We start from the raw sequence: 18,844 nt of genomic DNA, 5'->3' as shown, positions 1-18,844 counted from the left end.
TCCGGGGCGCGGGCCGACGGGCGCGGCGTTTCCGGCTCGGCGGGGCGTTCGCCACGACCGCGACGGCGCGGCTTTTCCTCGCGCGCGGGCGATTCCTCGGTGGCCGCCCTGGCGGGGGCCGCAAGGCGCGGAATCTTTTGCCCGGTAAGTTTTTCGATATTTTCGATGTTTTCCGCGTCATCGGGCGCGATCAGCGTATAGGCGACACCCGTTGCGCCCGCGCGGCCCGTGCGCCCGATGCGGTGAACATAATCATCCGGGTGCCACGGCGCATCGAAGTTGAAGACGTGGCTCACCCCCTTCACGTCCAGCCCGCGCGCGGCGACGTCGGAGGCGACGAGGATGTTGATATCGCCCTGCTTGAAGCGTTCGAGTTCGGCGATCCGCGCCGGCTGCTCCATGTCGCCATGAATTTCGCCGGACGAGAAGCCGTGCTTCCTCAGGCTCTTGTTCAGTTCCCGCACCGTCGTCTTGCGGTTGCAGAAGATGATCGCGGTGCGCACGTCCTCGCCGCGCAGCAGATCGCGCAGTGTATCGCGCTTGTCGAATGCCGATCCCTTCACCGGCACCAGCCATTGCGTGATATTGGTGTTGGTGCTGGCGGGCCGCGCGACTTCGATCGTCTTGGGGTTGCTCAGGAAGCGATCCGCGAGCTTCTTGATCGGCGGCGGCATCGTCGCGGAAAAGAGTAGGGTCTGGCGGCTGGCGGGCAGCTTGGTGCAGATCGTTTCGATATCGGGGATGAAGCCCATGTCGAGCATCCGATCCGCCTCGTCGATGACGAGCAGGTCGCAGCCGGTGAGCAGGATCTTGCCGCGCTCGAACAGGTCCATCAGCCGGCCCGGCGTGGCGATCAGCACGTCGACGCCCTTCTCCAGCGCCTTCACCTGATCGCCCATCTGCACACCGCCGATCAGTAGCGCCATCGAGAGCTTGTGATATTTGCCGTATTTCTCGAAATTCTCCGCGACCTGCGCGGCAAGCTCGCGCGTCGGCTCCAGGATCAGGCTGCGCGGCATCCGCGCGCGGCTGCGCCCATGGGCGAGGATGTCGATCATCGGGAGGACGAACGAGGCGGTCTTGCCCGTGCCCGTCTGCGCGATGCCGATAATGTCGCGCATCATCAGCACCGAGGGGATCGCCGATGCCTGGATCGGGGTCGGGTCCGCATAGCCGGTATCGGCTACGGCGCGAAGCAGTTCGTCTGACAGGCCGAGATCGGCGAAGCTCATGGCAATTCCGAGAAAGAGCAGTGGGCGCACCCACTGGTCGCCTCGTGCCGCCGGAACGCGATTACGGTGAAAAAGTCAAGTTTTTGTGAGATTCGATGCCAGCGCGGGTGGCGCTGCGGCAAGCGTCAGCGGCGCGGGACGAGCGTGCGGAACGTCGCGATCTCGCACCGCGCGCCGGAGCGAGATCGCAGCGCGTCGCGACCGGCGCAGATCATGCCGTCGCGCGTGCGCTTCAGATAGAAGCCGGTATAGAATTTCAGCGTCGGGCAATCGTCATCCAGCTTGGCGCGGAGCCGGCGGCCATCGTTCGTTTCCAGATCGACATCGCCATCCGCCATGCTCGCCGCGACGATCGAATCCGCCGGCACGCATTTCGGCGCCTGCAACTCGCGCCACGTGATCCGCGGAGGCGGGCCGGGGCGATAGCGTGGCCGCGGCGCGCCCGGCGGCGAATCGGCGCGCGGGACGCGGATCACCATGCGCTCGCGGATGATGACCTGTGCCTGCGCCCATTGCGTGCCGGCGAGGCCGGCCATGTCGGCATCCTGCGCGGATACCAGCAGCGGCGCGGTGGCGGCGAGCGTCAGCAAGGGGAGGAAGTGTCCGGGCATAAGCAAATTAGCTGAGGCTTTGGCGATGGGATTTGAACGAAGGATGAATTGCGTGCGATGAGTGCCGCATGACACCCGCCCAGACCAGCCTGCTCGACGCGCTTTCCGGCCGGCTTTCGCCGCGCACGATCGTCACCGATCGCGACGTGATCGCCCCGCTCGAAACCGATTGGCGCGGGCGCTGGCACGGCCATGCGCCATTGTTGTTCGCGCCTGCTTCCACTGCCGAGGTGTCGAAGATCGTCGCGGCGGCGGCGGCATTGGGCGTGCCGCTGGTGCCGCAGGGCGGGAATACCTCGATGGTCGGTGGCGCGACGCCGCCCGCAGACGGCAGCGCGGTGATCGTGTCGACACGGCGGATGAACGCGATCCGCTCGCTCGATGCCGAAGCGGGGCTGGTGGTGGCTGAGGCTGGCGTGATCCTGTCCGATCTGCATGGCGCCGCGCTCGCGGCGGGGCGGCGGTTTCCGCTTTCGCTTGGCGCCAAGGGATCGGCGACCATCGGCGGCCTCGTCTCGACCAACGCCGGCGGCACGCAGGTGTTGCGCTTCGGCACGATGCGCGGGCTGGTCGCGGGGGTGGAGGCGGTGTTGTCGGATGGCCAGATCCACGACGGGCTGGCCGCGCTCAAGAAGGACAATCGCGGCTATGATCTCACGCAGTTGCTGATCGGCGGGGAGGGGACGCTGGGCATCGTCACCGCCGCGACGCTGCGGCTGGTGCCGGCGGTCGCGGCGCGCGCGGTCGCCTGGGTCGGGCTGGCGGACCCGACTGCCGCGCTCGCGCTGCTCCGCCGGTTCCAGCGCGCCAGCAACGAGGTGGAGAGTTTCGAGCTGCTGCCGGGCGAATCGCTCGATGCCGTGTTGCATCACATCCCCGGCACGCGCGCGCCGCTCGCGGGGGCGCACCCCTGGCATGTGCTGATCGAGGTGACCGCCCCCGATACGGCGCATGAGCCGCCCGCCGCGATCGTCGAGCGCGTGCTCGGCGCGGCGCTCGGCGACGGGCTGATCGCCGATGCGACGCTCGCGGCGAGCGAGGCGCAGGCCGAGGCGTTCTGGCGCATCCGCGAATCCATTTCCGAGGCGGAGCGCGCGACCGGCCCCGCCGCGCAGCACGATATTTCCGTGCCGGTGGAGGCGATGCCGCGCTTCATGATAGAGGCCGCCGCCGCGTGCGACGCGCGCTTCCCGGGCACCCATGCGTCGGGCTTCGGCCATCTCGGGGATGGCAATGTGCATTTCCACGTTCGCGCGCCGGCGGGCGTCGATGCGGTGCGCTGGTTCGCGGATGAAGCGCCGGTGGTGACGCGCTTCGTGGATGATCTGGTGGTCGCGGCGGGTGGCTCGATCTCGGCTGAACATGGCATCGGGCAGATGAAGATCGGCGAACTGGAGCGCCTGTCCACGCCCGCGCGGCTGGGGGCGTTGCGCGCGATCAAGAGCGCGCTCGATCCGGCGTGGATCATGAACCCCGGCAAGCTCGTCAGGCCCGCATCGCCTCGTTAAGCTTGCGCCGCGCGGGCCGGGCGAATAGGGCCGCGCGATCCGGGCCGTGCCGGCCCTGTCGACTTGACGAGACTGGAGAGAATGATGGCGAGTGCGCCGCAGCAGCTTCCGCTTTTTTATAATGGCCTGGAGCCGCTTTCGAGCGAGTTGCACGCCAAATTCCGCATCCGGCAGGCCAATGCCGCGCCGTTCCTGCGCAATCAACATGCCATCCCCGTGACCGTCGAGGAATTCCCGATGGTCCAGCGCTTCATGCCGATCGTGTTCACCGCCGGCCCGGAAGCGATTCCGATCGCGCTGATGGGCCTGAACGAGGGCGTCAACGTCTTCCTCGATGCCGATGGCAAGCTGACCGAGGATAATTTCTACGTCCCGGCCTATATCCGCCGCTATCCGTTCATGCTCGCGCGGCTGCGCCCCGATGCGGAGGAACTGTCGCTGTGCTTCGATCCGACCGCCGATACCGTCGGCGCGTTCGATGAAGGCGATGCGCTGTTCGAGGGTTCCGAGCCGAGCGAACTGACCCGCAACATCCTGTCGTTCAACGAATCGTTCGAACAGGCCGGCGCGCGCACCGGCGCCTTCATGCAGGAGCTGCGCGAGATGGATCTGCTGATGGAGGGCGAGGTCTCGATCCAGCATGAAGGCTATGACCAGCCGTTCGTTTATCGCGGCTTCCAGATGATTAACGAGGAAAAGCTGGGCGATCTGCGTGGCGATCAGCTCCGCAAGATGTCGAAATCCGGAATGTTGCCGCTGATCTACGCGCATCTTTTCTCGCTTTCCGTGATGCGCGATCTTTTCGCGCGGCAGGTTCGCCTTGGCCTGTTGCCGCAGCCGAATCTGGTTTCCTGAACCGAAAGGATGATGCGATGGCCCGATCGACGGTCGAGGTACGTTATTCAGGCGTAGCGATCGCGTTTCACTGGGCCATCGCATTGCTGGTGATCGTCAATCTGGTCATCGGCCTCGGGCACGATGCGCTGCCGGCACTGCGCGCGTGGATGCCCGCGCACAAATCAATCGGCATCACCGTGCTGGCGTTGACGCTGGCGCGTTTGGCGTGGCGGATCGGCCATCGCGCGCCACCGCTCCCGTCACACATTGCCGGATGGGAGAAAGCCGCCACGCACGCCGCGCATTGGCTGTTCTACGCGCTGCTGATCCTGTTGCCGCTTTCGGGGTGGATGATGGTTTCGTCCCCCGATCGCAAGCGACCGCTCGACTGGTTCGGGGTGTTCGACATCCCGTTCCTGCCGGTGTCGCGCGCCACGGCGCATTTCGGCGGCGATGCGCATGGGCTGCTCGGCTGGTCGATGCTGGCGCTGGTCGCGCTCCATCTTGCGGCGGCGCTGCGCCACCAGTTCGTGCTTCGTGACAATCTGGTCGCGCGGATGTTGCCGCGAACGGCGCGATAAAAATGATGGGCCGTTGCCGGCCCACTTGAAACCGAATTCCGTTGTCATATGTTATCGCGGTACGGTGGCGCGTTCCCCCCTTTCGCGGCGCCGTATGGCACGCCTCTGGCGTGTCTCCTCCCTGAACCTTGGCCACCTCGCGTGTATTCGCGGGGTGGTTTTTTTACGGGGCTATTCCGCCGCGAGCGCGCTGGGGGTGTCGAGCGCCTCATCGGCCAGCGCGTCGATCGTGGCGCGGACCAGCGCGACCGTCATCTCAAAGCCGGCCCCCGGCTTGTCGAACGCGCGATCGAGATAGAGCGAGCGATCCAGTTCCAATTGTATCGCGTGGATGTGCGCGGCGGGTCTGCCGTGCCGATCGAGGATATGCCCCCCGGCATAAGGCGTGTTGCGGACATGGCGCAGCCCCGCCGCCGCGACCACCGCCTCCACGCGGCGGATATAACGCACCGAACAGGATTTGCCGAAACGATCGCCGGTGACGATCCGCGCATTGTCTTGCGTGATCGGCGGCATCGAATGGAGATCGAGCAGCACCGCGCAGCCGAAGCGGGCATGGGCGCGCTCCAGCGCATCGGCCAGCGCCGCGTGATAGGGGCGGTGATCGGCGGCGATCCGCGCCGCGATTTCATCCCCGGAAAAACGCCGCCGCCATATTTCGCCGACCCGCCCGGTGCGCCGCGGGACGATGCCCAGCCCGCCGCGCACCTTCACGCTCGGGTGGCCGCCCGGCGCGCCTTCGTCGATCGCCGGATCGCGCTCGTGCTCGGCGCGATTGAGGTCGATCCACGCGCGGCCGAACCGCTGGATGATGAGCGTCTCGCGCCCGCGCGCGGCGAGCGCGACCGTATCGACGTGGCGATCCTCCAGCGATGCCAGCAGTTCCACCGGCACGCGCAGATTTGCGCGCAGCGCCAGCGGATATTCCCGCCCTGCATGGGGAACGGAAATCACCACCGGGCTTTCAGGCATATCGGCGCCGAAGATGTCGAACGAACGGGTCATCGGCGCGGCAGCCTATGGCACGTCGCGCCCTGTCGCAACGGGGCGTTCCCAGGTGGAAAATGTTAATGGATTGGCGCATAATGCAGGCCCCTGACGAGACAGGGCCAGAGGCGAGGACCGACAACCACCGATGATCAGGATTCTACTGGCCGAAGACGATCAGGTGATGCGTGAATACCTTGCCAGGGCGCTGGAGCGGTCCGGCTATGCGGTGTCGGCGGTCGATCGCGGCACCGCGGCATTGCCGCTGATCGAATCGGAGCGCTTCGATCTGCTGCTCACCGATATCGTCATGCCCGAAATGGATGGAATCGAACTGGCGCAGAAGGCGGCGGAAATCGCGCCCGATATGCGCGTGATGTTCATCACCGGCTTCGCGGCGGTCACGCTGAAGGCGGGTAAATCCATGCCGCAGGCGCGCGTGCTGTCCAAGCCATTCCATCTTCGCGATCTGGTGATGGAGGTGGATCGCATGTTCGAGGCGGATAATGTGAGCGGCCTCAACTGAATGTGAAACAGGTGCTTGCGCGCCCGGAATCTCCCGGCTAAAGGCGCCACTCCCGTGGGCGTGTAGCTCAGTGGTAGAGCACTGTGTTGACATCGCAGGGGTCGCAAGTTCAATCCTTGCCACGCCCACCATGAAAAGCCCCGCCGATCCCAATGGGTTAGCGGGGCTTTTTTGTTGCCCGGTCGGTTTCGCCTGTTTGGGGCCGGGGTTGCGCTGACATCGGCGCGAGGGTTGGCTCAGATGCGGGCGATCCAGATGACATGCCGTGCCCCCTTGCCGCTGGCGCGGGCGCGGATCACCACTTCCTCTACCTTGAACCCGGCGCGGCCGAGCGCGCGCGCGAACGCGGCATCCGGTGCGGCGGACCAGATCGCGAGCAGCCCGCCGGGGCGCAGCGCCGCCTTTGCCGCGGCCAGCCCGCCCGGCGAATAGAGGCGATCGTTGCCGGTTCGCGTCAGGCCATCGGGGCCGTTGTCGACATCGAGCAGGATGGCGTCATAGCTGCGCGGCCCGGCGGCGATCACTGCGCCTACATCGTCGATCGCGATTGCGACGCGGGGATCGTCGAGGCAGCCCGCCGCGATCTCAGCCATCGGGCCTTTGGCCCATGCGATCACCGCCGGCACCAGTTCGGCCACCGTAACCTGTGCTTTCGGGCCGAGCCGCGTGAGGGCCGCGCGCAGCGTGAAGCCCATGCCATAGCCGCCGATCAGCAAGCGCGCGTCCGCCGCCACGCGATCGCACGCAAGCGTTGCCAGCGCTTCTTCCGATCCGCTCATGCGGCTGCTCATCAATTCCTCGCGACCGAGCATGATGAACCAGTCCTGACCGCGCTGCACCAGCCGCATCTCACCGCCGCCGGGCACCGTGGTTGTGTCGATCAAGATGCGCGGCTGCATTCTTGCGGTCCTCTTTCGTTTCCGGGGCGGGAATCTTCGGCGCCCTATGCGCAATGGCTGGTTTCCGCAAACGGTGTGGCGGACGGGGCCGGACCAGGAAGGAGAGAAGCCGCATCGCGCGCGGTCACGATTTGACATTGAAAGTCAGCTTATTAGTATAAGCACTAAGGAAATAATCGACGAAATCGGGGCGCATTCATGGGGGGTATCGGCATTCCGCAACCAGCCGGGCGGGGTCGTGGCTCGATCCGTGCCCAGGGCGGTGGTCGGCGTGATTCGCGCGCCGGGCGGTGGCGGGGTTGCCGCATTGCCCGGCTGAAGGCGAATTGGTGATTCCGAGGGGCGCCCTGTTCGCCGCCGTCGCGCGCCCTGACCATGGAGCGATCCACCCACCACGCACGTCACAGCCGCAACGGGCGGTGCGCATGACGGTGAGGGAATGACGGCGCCATATGGGTTCCGGGGCGTGGCGCCGCGCGGTTGACCAGCAATATTCACAGGCTCCAGTAAAAAACGCAGAGGGGATAGATACATGCGCAGTTCGAAGATCATAACGTTCGCACTTCTCGCCGGCACGAGCCTGGCGCCGGCGATCCCGCTGGCCGCATCGGCGCAGGCGAAACCCGCACCGGCGGCGACGCAGGCGGCACAGCCGCAGGATGCGGAATATGGCCGGCTGATCGCGCAACATCTCGTCGACAAGCGTTTCACCTCCGAACTCGTCGATCACATGCCGGCATCGGATACGGTGCCGTCGCCGCTGAAATTCTTCGGTCGCATCCCCGGCACGCCGAGCGAACTGACCTATGCGGCGGATATCGAGCGTTATTACAAGGAACTGGCGCGCACCTCGCCGCGCGTGAAATTCTGGACCGTCGGCAAATCGGAGGAAGGCCGCGATATCGTCGTGATCGCGATCGCCGACGAGGAGACGCTCAAGAACCTCGATACGAACAAGGCCGCGCTCGCGGCGCTCGCCGATTCGCGCAAGACCAGCCCGGAGCAGGCGAAGCAACTCATCAAGACCACCAAGCCGATCTACTGGGTGACCAGCGGCATCCACTCGCCGGAAACGGGCGGGCCGGAAATGCTGATCGAACTGGCGTATCGCCTCGCGGTGGAGGAAACGCCGTTCATCCAGAATATCCGCAACAATATGGTGACGTTCATCACCCCGGTGCTGGAAGTCGACGGCCGCGAAAAGATGGTCGACACTTATTATTACGGCAAAAAAACCGGCAATCCCCGCCCACCGCTGATGTATTGGGGCAAATATGTCGCGCACGACAACAATCGTGACGGCATGGGCCAGTATCTCCAGCTTACCAAGGCGCTGACCGAGGGGATGCTGGAATGGCACCCGACGGTGCTGCACGATCTGCACGAGGCGCAGTCATATCTCTACACGTCGACCGGCACCGGGCCGTATAATACATCGCTCGATCCGGTCGCGAGCAACGAATGGTGGCTGCTCGCCGAAACCGAAGTGATGGAGATGACCAAGCGCAACGTGCCGGGCGTCTTCACTTATGGTTTCTACGATGGCTGGGTGCCGAACTATCTGTTCTGGATCGCGCTGACCCACAATAGCTTCGGGCGCTTTTATGAAGTGCAGAGCTATGGCCCGGATATCCAGAAGGATCTGAAGCTTCCGGCATCGGCCACCAGCCGCGAATGGTTCCGCCCCAATCCGCCGCTGCCGTCGGTCAACTGGGGGCCGCGCAACAACACCAATATCCAGGAATCGGCGCTGCTGATCGCGCTCAACAAGGTCGCGACCGATCGCGAACTCTATCTGGAGAATTACTGGATCAAGAACCGGAACGCGGTCGAGGGCGGGCGCACCGGCGATATCAACGCCTGGGTGATCCCGGCGGCGCAGACCGCGAAGCTCAACGTCGTAGATATGGTCAACGGCCTGCGCCGTCAGGGCATCGAGATCGGCGTGGCGAGCGCGCCGTTCACCGCGGGCGGCGTCAATGTCGCGGCGGGGGATTATGTGATCCGCGCCGATCAGCCGTATCGCACGTTGCTCGATACCTATCTCGGTGTGCAGAATTATCCGGTCGCCAATCCGCGTCCCTATGACGACACCGGCTGGACGATGCAGTATATGCGCAACCTGACGGTGAAGACGATCAAGGATCAGGCCGTCTTCCAGCAATCCATGCCGCTGCTCACCAATGATGTGCGGCCCAAGGGCGTGATTACCGGCTCCGGCCCGGTCATCCTCGTCAACCACACGGGCGACAACGAACTGGTCTCGTTCCGCTTCCGGCTCGGCAAGACGAAGATGCTCGCGGCACAGGCGCCGTTCGAGGCGGGTGGCCGCCAATATGCGGCGGGCACGTTCATCCTCCCGTCCGCGAACCGCGCGGAAGTGGAAAAGGTGATCGCCGATCTCGGCCTGTCGGCGGAAGCGGTGGCGTCGGTGCCCTCGGTATCCAGCCATGCGCTGAGCATCCCGCGCATCGGCTATCTCCACTCATGGCTGCGCACACAGGATGAGGGCTGGTGGCGCGCCGCGCTCGATCATTATGGCATCCCCTACACCTATTTCGCCGATATCAAGGCGCGGCAGGGCGGGCTGCGCGCCAAATATGATGTCATCATCTATCCCACGGTCGGTTCGAGCGTGCAGGATCAGGTGGTCGGCGTGGCGATGAACGGGACGAAGCCGATCCCGTACAAGAAATCCGCGCTCACGCCGCATCTGGGGGCGCTCGATTCCGCTGACGATATTCGCGGTGGTCTGGGGGCCGATGGCATCGCCGAGCTGAAGAAGTTCGTTGAGCAGGGCGGCACCCTGATCGGCGATGGCTCGACCGTGGAGATGCTGGCGGAATATGGCGTCGCATCGGGCGTGACGGTGGCGGAGACGCCGAACCTTTACACCAAGGGCGCGATCATGCGCGGGGTGTTCAAGGACAAGTCCAGCCCGCTGGCCTATGGCTATACGGGCAAGGAAATGCCGGTGTATTTCTCGCAGACGCCGGTTCTGAAGGTCGGGGCCGCCGGGCGTGGCATGGGGTATTTCGATCCCAATGCACCCGGCTCGCGGATCGCGCAGAAGATCACGCCGAACGAAACGCCGGGCCATGTTTCGCCCTGGCAACCGGACGGCGCGGCCACCAAGCCGGCGGCGGCGGGCGAAGCCGTGCCGAACTCGCCGTTCGGCTCAGCCCTGCCGACATCGCGCACCGGCGGCGCTGAGCCGACGCAGCATCCGCGTGTCGTAATCTCCTTCCCCGCGAAGGCTGACGATATCCTGCTCAGCGGGATGCTTTCCGGGGGCGAGGCGTTGCAGAACAATGCGCTGCTGGTCGATGTGCCCAAGGGCAAGGGCCATATGGTGCTCTATGCGCTGCGTCCGTTCTGGCGCTGGCAGACGCAGGGAAGCTATTTCCTCGGCTTCAACGCGATCATCAACTGGGACAATCTCGACGCGGGCAGCGCCGGTGCGGGGGGCAATAGCGCGCGGTAACCGGGGCTTCCCGCGCGAAGTCTGGAATAGTGCCGTGCCCGGAGCGATCGCCGCTCCGGGCACGTGTCGTTTGTTTCCGCGTATGTTTAGCGCCGGTAGAGGCTGGGCGAGACGCCGAGCGCGCGTTTGAACATGGTCGAGAAGCTCGATGGCCCGTCATAGCCGAGATCGAGCGCGATCGTCGTGATCGGCTCGCCCGCGGCAAGCTTCGGCAGCGCGACCGAAAGGCACGCCTGTTGCCGCCATCCCGCGAAGCTCATCCCCGTCTCGCGGCGGAACAGCCGCGTGAAGCGGCGGCGGTTCATCGCCAACGCATCGGCCCATTGGTCGATCGTCGCGGTCGCTTGTGGCCGTTCAAGAAAGGCGTGGCAGCGCGCGGCAAGCGCCGGATGGCGCGGGAAGGGCACCGCGATCGGGATGACCGGCGCCTGATTGATTTCGGCGATCAGCAGCCGCATCACCAGCCCGTCACGCCCTGCCTCGTCATAGGAGACCGGGATATCCGCCGCGGAAACGAGCAACTGGCGCAACAGCGGCGAGACGGCGATCACCCGGCAGCTCGGCCCGAGCGTGGGGCAGGCGGCAGGCTCGATCAGCACGCTGCGTGTCTGCACCGCGCCCACCATGCGCACCGCGTGCGGCGTGCCGCCGGGAATCCACACCGCGCGTTCCGGTGGGGCCACCCATGCGCCCTCGGGCGTGCTCACCGCCACCACACCATTGGCGGCATAAAGTAACTGGCCGCGCCGGTGCTGATGCTCGGCCAGCTCGAATGACGAAGGATAATCGTTGCCGATGCCGACCACCGGGCGCGCGACATTCTCATGATCCTCGGGGTGGCGATGCTGCATGATTGTCCCGATATCGAAATCGAATGGCCCATATATCCATGCGGGACGTTGTGCGAGCGCGTAATGGCGGCGTGCTGAAAGGACGCCTGATGGACGATTCGACGACGGTGATGACGAAACCCTCCACGGCGGAAACGGGCGCGGGAACGGGCACCGTGTTCGGCGTGATCGTCGCGATCAGCTTTTGCCATTTGCTCAACGATATGATGCAGTCGCTGCTCCCCGCGATCTATCCGGGGCTGAAGGCCGATCTGGGGCTGACGTTCGGGCAGATCGGGCTGGTGACGCTGGCTTATCAGATCACCGCGTCGATCCTGCAGCCGCTTGTCGGCCTTTATGCCGACAAGCGCCCGACGCCGATGGCCTTGCCGGGCGGAACGCTTTTCTCGCTCGCGGGGCTTACCGTATTGTCCGTCGCGCATCATTACTGGCTCGTGCTGGCCGGCGCGGCGCTGCTCGGCGTCGGCTCGTCGGTGTTCCACCCGGAATCGTCGCGCGTGGCGCGGATGGCGGCGGGTGGGCGGCACGGCCTGGCGCAATCATTGTTTCAGGTCGGTGGCAATGCCGGGCAGGCGCTCGGCCCGCTCGCGGCGGCGCTGGTGGTGGTTCGCTGGGGGCAATCGAGCCTAGCCTTTTTCGCGCTGCTCGCGCTGCTATCGGGCGCGGTCCTGTGGAACGTCGCGATCTGGTATCGCCACCATGGCCTTGTCCGGCTTCGTGCCGGGGCGGGAGCGTCGCTCGCCGACAGCCTGCCCAGGGGGCACGCGCGGCGCGGCATCGCGATCCTGCTGGCGCTGATCTTCTCCAAATATGTCTATCTCGCGAGCCTTACGAGCTATTACACTTTCTATCTGATCCATCGCTTCGGCGTGTCGGTGGAAAGCGCGCAATTGCATCTATTCGTCTTCCTCACTGCGGTGGCGGTGGGCACGGTGCTGGGCGGCCCGCTAGGCGATCGGTTCGGGCGCAAATATGTGATCTGGTTTTCGATCCTCGGCGCGCTGCCGTTCACGTTGCTGCTGCCGCATGTCGGCTTGTTTTGGACCGGGCCGGTCACCGTCGCGATCGGGCTGATCCTCGCCTCCGCCTTTCCCGCGATCGTCGTGTTCGCGCAGGAACTGGTGCCGGGCAAGGTGGGGATGATTTCCGGCCTGTTCTTCGGCTTCTCCTTCGGCATGGGCGGCCTTGGCGCGGCGGCGCTGGGCTGGCTGGCTGACCGGGCCGGGATAGAGATGGTCTATCAACTCTGCGCCTTCCTGCCGGTGATCGGGCTGCTCACCGCCTTTCTCCCCAATATCGAGCGCGCCCGGCACTGATTGGTGCTGCTTTCGGATCAATAGCTTCGCGGCAGCCCCAGCACATGTTCCGCGAGGAACGACAGGATCAGGTTCGTGGAGATAGGCGCGACCTGATAGAGGCGCGTTTCGCGGAACTTGCGCTCCACGTCATATTCCTCCGCGAAGCCGAAGCCGCCATGCGTCTGGATGCAGACATTACCGGCCTCGACCGAGGCATCGGCGGCGAGCATCTTCGCCATGTTCGCTTCCGCGCCATTGGGCTTGCCCGCCTCGTACAGCCGGGCGGCCTCATGCACCATCAGTTCGGCGGCGCGCATATTGGCATAGGCGCGGGCGACGGGGAAGGAGATGCCCTGGTTCTTGCCGATCGCCCGGCCGAACACCTGGCGTCCGCTCGCATATTCGACCGACTTTCTGGTGAACCATTTCGCATCGCCGACGCATTCCGCCGCGATCAGCGTCCGTTCCGCGTTCATGCCTGAAAGAATGTAGCGAAATCCCTTGCCCTCCTCGCCCAGCAGATTGGCGGCGGGGATGCGCATATTGTCGAAGAATACCTCGGTGGTGGCGTGGTTCATCATCGTGCGGATCGGGCGGATGGTGAGCGATTTGCCCACCACCTCGCGCATGTCGACGATGAAGGTGGAGAGGCCGTCGGTCTTCTTCGTCACCTGATCGCGCGGGGTGGTGCGCGCGAGCAGCAGCATCAGATCGGAATGTTCGGCGCGGCTCGTCCATATCTTCTGGCCGTTGACGACATAATCGTCGCCGTCGCGCACCGCGGTGGTGCGCAGCGCGGTGGTGTCCGTCCCGCTGGTCGGCTCGGTCACACCGAAGGCCTGTAAGCGCAGTTCGCCGCTGGCGATCCGGGGGAGATAGGCGCGTTTCTGCGCTTCCGATCCGTGGCGCAGGATCGTGCCCATCGTGTACATCTGCGCGTGGCACGCGCCGCCGTTGCAGCCCTCCGACTGGATCGTCTCCAGGATCGCCGCCGCCGCCGACAGGCCGAGGCCGGAGCCGCCATATTCCTCCGGGATCAGCACGGATAGATAGCCCGCCTCGGTCAGCGCCTGCACGAAGCGGCTGGGATATTCGCGTTTCTCATCCAGCTTGCGCCAATATTCGCCGGGGAAATCAGCGCACAATTTGCGCACGCCTTCGCGGATTTCGGGGAAATTCTCGCTATCGTAGGGGCTGAGGATCATCATCAGGTCCGGCTGGGGGAGAGGCGCGCGGCGGCGGCATCCGGGCAATGGCGGATGCGATCGGACGCCGCATCGAGCGTCGCCGACCCGCGCGGGCCGGCGGCGCCAGAGGCGATTAGGGCTTCACGAATTTATAGACGAACTGATCGGTCTTGCCGCGGATCGAGGGATCGAACACCTTGGCCGTGTGCGGATCGGCCGGGTTGGCATAGAGCGGGCTGGTCGCCGCGAGCTTGAAGCCGGCGCCCTCGATCTCCGCCTTGGTCGCGGCAGCGTCGCCGCGATGGAGCGTATCGGCGACGGCGAACGGCGTCGCGCCCGCGATCCCGACATGATCGACCACCAGCAGCACGCCACCGGGCTTCAATGCCTTATAAAGCTCCCGTGCGACGGTCGCGCCGGTTCCGGCGGGATCGCGGGCGAGATGCAGATCATGCCAGTTTTCCACCGTGATGATGCCATCCAGCTTCTCGGGGAAGGAGAAGCTGGCCAGCGGATCGCGGTTGGCGACGGCATTGGCATAGGGCTTCACCACCGCATCCTGCTTTTGCGCGCCATCCGGGCTGCGTGCGATCGCTTCGCCGGGCTGATAGGCATAGACCTTGCCGTTCTTGCCGACGAGCGGGGCGAGGATGCGCGTCCAATAGCCGCCGCCCATGAAGAAATCGGCCACCTTGTCGCCCGGTTTCACGCCCATGAAGGTGAGCAGTTCCGCCGGGTGGCGCGCCACGTCGCGGGCCTTGTCCGCCTCGGGGCGGGCGGGATCGGCGAGCGCCATGTGGATCGCATGTTCGTTCGCGCCCATGCTTTTCATGTCGTGCATCTGGTGCTGCTGCGCGCCGGCGGGCGTGGCGGCGAGCATCACGGCGCACAGCGCGGCGGCGGAGATAGCTGCGAATCGCATCGGATTTTCCTCACTTATGTGGTGGTTGCTGTATCACATTGCCGCTGTTGGCGAGCGCCCCTAGATTCAGGCGGATGTCTGATTACGGCCCCCCCGATCGCTTCAACGAGGAAAAGGCGACTTACGCCGTGCGCGGCGCCGACGCGCCCGATCTGGAGGGTGGCGTCGCGGCGATCCGCAACGTGATGCAGACCTTGCCGCTGAAGCCCGGCGTCTATCGGATGCACGATGCGCGCGGCGACGTGCTTTATGTCGGCAAGGCGCGCGCGCTGAAGAATCGCGTGACCAATTACACGCAGGTCGAGCGCCTGCCGCGCAGGCTCCAGCGCATGGTGGCGCTCACCCGCTCGATGACGATCGTTACGACGAACAACGAGGCGGAGGCGCTGCTGCTCGAAGCGCAGCTCATCAAGCGTTATCGCCCGGCGTACAATGTGCTGCTGCGCGACGACAAATCGTTCCCGTTCATCCTGCTGCGCGCCGATCACGAATATCCGCGCATCCAAAAGCATCGCGGCGCGCGGCGCGCGAAGGGCGATTATTATGGTCCGTTCGCCAGCGCCGGCAGCGTAAACAACACGTTGAACGCGCTGCAAAAGCTGTTCCTGCTCAGAAGCTGTACAGATGGTTTCTTCAAGACGCGCGATCGCCCGTGCCTGCTCTATCAGATAAAGCGTTGCGCCGCGCCGTGCGTCGGGCGGATCGACGCGGCTGGCTATGCCGAGCTGGTTTCGGATGCGAAGAAGTTCCTCTCGGGCAAGGCGACCGACGTGCAGGCCAAGCTCGGGGCGCAGATGACCGCCGCCGCCGAAGCGATGGATTTCGAGCTGGCCGCCGTGCTGCGCGATCGGCTGAAGGCGCTCACCTTCATTCAGGGAAGCCAGTTCATCAACGCCGAAGGGGTGGGGGATGCGGATATCTTCGCGCTCGCCAGCCATGAAGGCGTGATCGGCATCCAGGCGTTCTTCATCCGGGGCGGGCAGAATTGGGGCCACCGCAGCTTCTTTCCCGCGCACACCGCCGACGTGCCGGAGGAGGAGGTGCTCCAGCAATTCCTGATGCAATTCTATGAGGAGGTGCCCCCCGCGCGGAGCGTGCTGGTCGATCGCGCGCTGCCCGAAGCGGGGTTGCTCGCCGAGGCATTGACCGAAACCGCCGGTCGCAAGGTGGCGATCGAGGTGCCGCAGCGCGGCACGCGGCGGCGGCTGATGGATCAGGCGCTGCGCAATGCGGAAGAAGCGCTGGAACGCCGCCTCGCCGAAAGCACGACGCAGGCGAGGCTCAATCGCGAGGTGGCCGATCTGTTCGAACTGGCCGAGCCGCCACAGCGGATCGAGATTTACGATAACAGCCATATCCAGGGCACGAACGCACTGGGCGCGATGGTCGTCGCGGGGCCGGAAGGCTTTCGCAAGGGCCAGTATCGCAAGTTCAACATCCGCAACAAGGATACCATCCCCGGCGATGATTTCGGGATGATGCGCGAGGTGTTTTCCCGGCGGTTTGGCCGCGCGCTGGAGGAAGATCCCGATCGCGATGGCGATAGCTGGCCCGATCTGGTGCTGATCGACGGCGGGCGCGGGCAGCTCAACGCGGCGAAGGCGGTGCTGGAGGAACTCGGCATCGAGGATATCTGCATGGTGGGCATCGCCAAGGGGCCGCATCATGGCCGCGACGGGCGCGAGGTGTTTCACCTGATGGACGGGCGCGAACTGACGCTGCCGGTCAATGCGCCGGTGCTGTTCTATCTCCAGCGGCTGCGCGACGAGGTTCACCGTTTCGCGATCGGCGCGCATCGCCAGAAGCGGGCAAAGGCGATCGGGGCGAGCCCGCTGGATGAAGTGCCCGGCATCGGCCCGGCGCGCAAGAAGGCGTTGTTGATGCATTTCGGCACCGCGCGCGCCGTGCGCAACGCCAGCCTCGCCGATCTTCAGAAGGCGCCGGGCGTGTCGGCGGCGGTGGCGCAGCAGATCTATGATTTCTATCATGCGAAATGAGTTGCCGGCGCTCCGGGCGGGCCTTGCCGGTGCCTAGGGTTCAAACTCAATCAGGACAGCGCCGTGATCGAGTTTGAACCCTAAGTTGTTGAAAGCCGGCTTTAGTCGCCTTTGCTCTTTGTTCACTCGTCGTCGCTACGCTGGGGACGATGCACGTTTTTCTCACGATCGACACCGAGCTGAGCTGGCGGCACCATGCCGCCGGATTGCCGCACGATGCGGTGATCGCCCGCTCGCTTGAGCCGGCGGAAGTCGGGATCGCGCACCAGCTCGAAGTGCTCGCCCGGCACCGGCTGAAAGCGAGCTTCTTCGTCGATCCGATGCCGGCGCTGATATATGGCATCGCGCCGATCCGCGCGGTCGTCTCCGCGATCCTCGCGGCGGGGCAGGAGGTGCAGCTTCACCTGCATCCCAATTGGCTGGGCGCGTCGCTTGACGATCGCGGCCTGCACGATCGGTTCGAACTCGCGGCATTCTCCCGCGCGGAGCAGCGCGATCTGATCGTCCGCGCGATGGCGCTGCTGACCGAGGCGGGGGCGCCGCTGCCGATCGCCTTTCGCAGCGGAAGCTATGCGGCGAACGACGATACGCTCGCCGCGCTGGCCTCGCTCGGCTTCGCCTATGACAGCAGCCATAATGGCGCGGAACATCCCTGGCCGAGCGCGATCGGCCTGCCGCCCGCGCAGATCGCGCCGGTTGCCCGGCTCGGCGTGGTCGAGGTGCCGGTTACGGTGATCGAGGATCAGCCCGATGCGCGCCGCCCGTTCCAGATCTGTGCGCTCTCGATCCGCGAGCAGGCGGCCGCGCTCGATCACGCGATCGCGGCGGATCACGTGGCGACCACGATCGTGGGGCATAGTTTCGAGCTGGCGGTGCGCGCCGGCACCCGCCCGAACATGATCCACGCCCGCCGTTTCACGCAATTATGCGCGCTGCTCGACGGGCATCGGGCCGAGGCGCCGACCGCGCATTTCGCGGATCGCCCGGTGATGCCGCTCGGGCGCGCCGATCAGGCGCTGCCGCCGCATTCCAGCCGCCGGCGGATGCGGCAGGTGGAGCAGGCATGGTCGAACATCGTAGAGGAGCGCGCGGTGTGAGCGCCAGCGCGCTCAGGTTCCAGATCGGCGCCCGCACCCTTGCCGAAATTCCGCTGCGGCTCCGCCGGATCGCGCTGTCGCTCGATCAGGCGCTGGCGGGGCATGTGCCCGAACTCCCGCCGCTGGCGCCGGGTGAGGCGGGGTATCTCGTCACGTCGCTGCCCGATGCGCTCAGCCTGCCATGGCCGGGTATCGCCTTCGTTCGGCAGCGTTACACCCGTTATCACGTCGATCTCGCGATCGGCGCGGCGGCGTGGCGCGCGGCATTGTCCGGGCAATCGCGCGCGACGCTGAAGCGCAAGGCGAAGAAGCTCGCGGCGGCGAACGGCGGCACGCTCGATGTGCGGCACTATCGCACGCCGGCGGAGCTTGGCGCATTTCATCCGCTCGCCCGTGCCGTATCGCAAACCACCTATCAGGAACGGCTGATGGGCTCCGGGTTGCCGGCCGATCCGGCGCACGGGCGCGAATTGGCGGCGGCGGATGCGGTGCGCGCGTGGCTGCTGTTCCTCGGGGACGCCCCGATCGCCTATCTGTGGTGCGGTGCGGATGGCGAGACGCTGCGTTACGATCATGTCGGGCATGATCCAGCGCATGGCGAATTGTCTCCGGGCAGCGTCTTGCTTGGCGAGGCGCTGGCCGATCTGTTCGACGATCGCTTCCGCCGTTTCGATTTCACCGAGGGCGAAGGGCAGCACAAGCGCGCGCTGGCGACCGGCGGGGTGGCGTGTCGCGACCTACTGCTGCTGCGCCCGACGCTCGCGAATCGCGCGGCGGTCGCGGCGGTGGGTGGGTTCGACGCCGCGATGCGCGTCGCCGCCCGCGCC

Annotated in this window: 16 protein-coding genes and 1 tRNA gene; 10 read left to right on the top strand and 7 right to left on the bottom strand. The window is 65.6% G+C overall.

The annotated features are described in order from the left end of the window. Both Q0316_RS08140 and Q0316_RS08135 read right to left on the bottom strand, forming a co-directional pair. Positions 1-1,232: DEAD/DEAH box helicase (locus Q0316_RS08140; RefSeq protein ID WP_298671182.1), on the bottom strand; the 1,232-nt coding region annotated here is incomplete at its 3' end. A 125-nt stretch (positions 1,233-1,357) separates the two neighbouring features. Then, a complete protein-coding gene (locus Q0316_RS08135; protein WP_298671180.1) occupies positions 1,358-1,843 on the bottom strand; it encodes a hypothetical protein in 486 nt (161 codons plus the stop codon). A 68-nt stretch (positions 1,844-1,911) separates the two neighbouring features. Between Q0316_RS08135 and Q0316_RS08130 the strand changes: the two genes are divergently transcribed. The 3 genes from Q0316_RS08130 to Q0316_RS08120 all read left to right on the top strand — a co-directional run bounded on the left by Q0316_RS08130 (position 1,912) and on the right by Q0316_RS08120 (position 4,769). Further along, the gene (locus tag Q0316_RS08130) at positions 1,912-3,351 is read left to right on the top strand and encodes an FAD-binding oxidoreductase (protein WP_298671178.1); all 1,440 of its coding nucleotides are present in this window, start codon (positions 1,912-1,914) and stop codon (positions 3,349-3,351) included. Between the two features lie 84 nt (positions 3,352-3,435). Continuing rightward, positions 3,436-4,206 (top strand): SapC family protein, encoded by a 771-nt coding sequence (locus Q0316_RS08125; RefSeq protein ID WP_298671176.1) that lies wholly within the window; start codon positions 3,436-3,438, stop codon positions 4,204-4,206. Between the two features lie 17 nt (positions 4,207-4,223). Continuing rightward, positions 4,224-4,769 (top strand): cytochrome b, encoded by a 546-nt coding sequence (locus Q0316_RS08120; protein WP_298671174.1) that lies wholly within the window; start codon positions 4,224-4,226, stop codon positions 4,767-4,769. A gap of 171 nt (positions 4,770-4,940) precedes the next feature. Here Q0316_RS08120 and Q0316_RS08115 read toward each other — a convergent pair whose 3' ends face one another. Further along, positions 4,941-5,774: an N-formylglutamate amidohydrolase gene (locus tag Q0316_RS08115; protein WP_298671173.1), complete on the bottom strand. Its 834-nt coding sequence runs from the start codon at positions 5,772-5,774 to the stop codon at positions 4,941-4,943. A gap of 130 nt (positions 5,775-5,904) precedes the next feature. Here Q0316_RS08115 and cpdR point away from each other — a divergent pair, with 130 nt between their 5' ends. Together cpdR and Q0316_RS08105 are read left to right on the top strand one after the other, a co-directional pair. Continuing rightward, entirely contained in the window at positions 5,905-6,282 is a 378-nt protein-coding gene (cpdR, locus tag Q0316_RS08110; protein ID WP_298671171.1) for a cell cycle two-component system response regulator CpdR, read from the top strand. Between the two features lie 56 nt (positions 6,283-6,338). After that, positions 6,339-6,413, top strand: a tRNA-Val gene (locus Q0316_RS08105). A 105-nt stretch (positions 6,414-6,518) separates the two neighbouring features. Here Q0316_RS08105 and Q0316_RS08100 read toward each other — a convergent pair. Beyond that, positions 6,519-7,181, bottom strand: a complete 663-nt coding sequence (locus Q0316_RS08100) for a spermidine synthase (RefSeq protein WP_298671170.1) — start codon at positions 7,179-7,181, stop codon at positions 6,519-6,521. Between the two features lie 532 nt (positions 7,182-7,713). On the opposite strand from Q0316_RS08100, the gene Q0316_RS08095 reads away from it, so the two are divergent. Further along, positions 7,714-10,665, top strand: a complete 2,952-nt coding sequence (locus Q0316_RS08095) for a M14 family zinc carboxypeptidase (protein WP_298671168.1) — start codon at positions 7,714-7,716, stop codon at positions 10,663-10,665. Between the two features lie 86 nt (positions 10,666-10,751). Here the strand turns inward: Q0316_RS08095 and Q0316_RS08090 are convergent, their stop codons facing one another. Further along, entirely contained in the window at positions 10,752-11,516 is a 765-nt protein-coding gene (locus Q0316_RS08090) for a helix-turn-helix transcriptional regulator (RefSeq protein ID WP_298671166.1), read from the bottom strand. Positions 11,517-11,605: 89 nt separating this feature from the next. On the opposite strand from Q0316_RS08090, the gene Q0316_RS08085 reads away from it, so the two are divergent. After that, a complete protein-coding gene (locus Q0316_RS08085; RefSeq protein WP_298671164.1) occupies positions 11,606-12,832 on the top strand; it encodes an MFS transporter in 1,227 nt (408 codons plus the stop codon). Positions 12,833-12,849: 17 nt separating this feature from the next. Here Q0316_RS08085 and Q0316_RS08080 read toward each other — a convergent pair whose 3' ends face one another. Together Q0316_RS08080 and Q0316_RS08075 are read right to left on the bottom strand one after the other, a co-directional pair. Further along, complete coding sequence (locus Q0316_RS08080; protein WP_298671184.1) at positions 12,850-14,019, bottom strand: acyl-CoA dehydrogenase family protein; 1,170 nt, start codon at positions 14,017-14,019, stop codon at positions 12,850-12,852. Positions 14,020-14,134: 115 nt separating this feature from the next. Further along, positions 14,135-14,923, bottom strand: a complete 789-nt coding sequence (locus tag Q0316_RS08075; protein WP_298671163.1) for a methyltransferase — start codon at positions 14,921-14,923, stop codon at positions 14,135-14,137. A gap of 74 nt (positions 14,924-14,997) precedes the next feature. Here Q0316_RS08075 and uvrC point away from each other — a divergent pair, with 74 nt between their 5' ends. From uvrC to Q0316_RS08060, 3 genes are all read left to right on the top strand, one after another. Next, positions 14,998-16,920 (top strand): excinuclease ABC subunit UvrC, encoded by a 1,923-nt coding sequence (uvrC, locus tag Q0316_RS08070; RefSeq protein WP_298671162.1) that lies wholly within the window; start codon positions 14,998-15,000, stop codon positions 16,918-16,920. A gap of 149 nt (positions 16,921-17,069) precedes the next feature. Then, positions 17,070-18,017, top strand: coding sequence for a polysaccharide deacetylase (locus tag Q0316_RS08065; RefSeq protein ID WP_298671161.1), 948 nt, complete (start codon positions 17,070-17,072; stop codon positions 18,015-18,017). Next, positions 18,014-18,844 (top strand): GNAT family N-acetyltransferase (locus tag Q0316_RS08060; RefSeq protein WP_298671159.1); only part of this gene is annotated, 831 nt, incomplete at its 3' end. The genes Q0316_RS08065 and Q0316_RS08060, both read left to right, overlap by 4 nt.

Origin of the sequence: uncultured Sphingomonas sp. (assembly GCF_937871615.1) — a bacterium.
GTDB lineage: Bacteria > Pseudomonadota > Alphaproteobacteria > Sphingomonadales > Sphingomonadaceae > Sphingomonas.
Note: the sequence above shows the minus strand (reverse complement) of the source record. Positions and strands in the feature narration are given on the sequence as shown.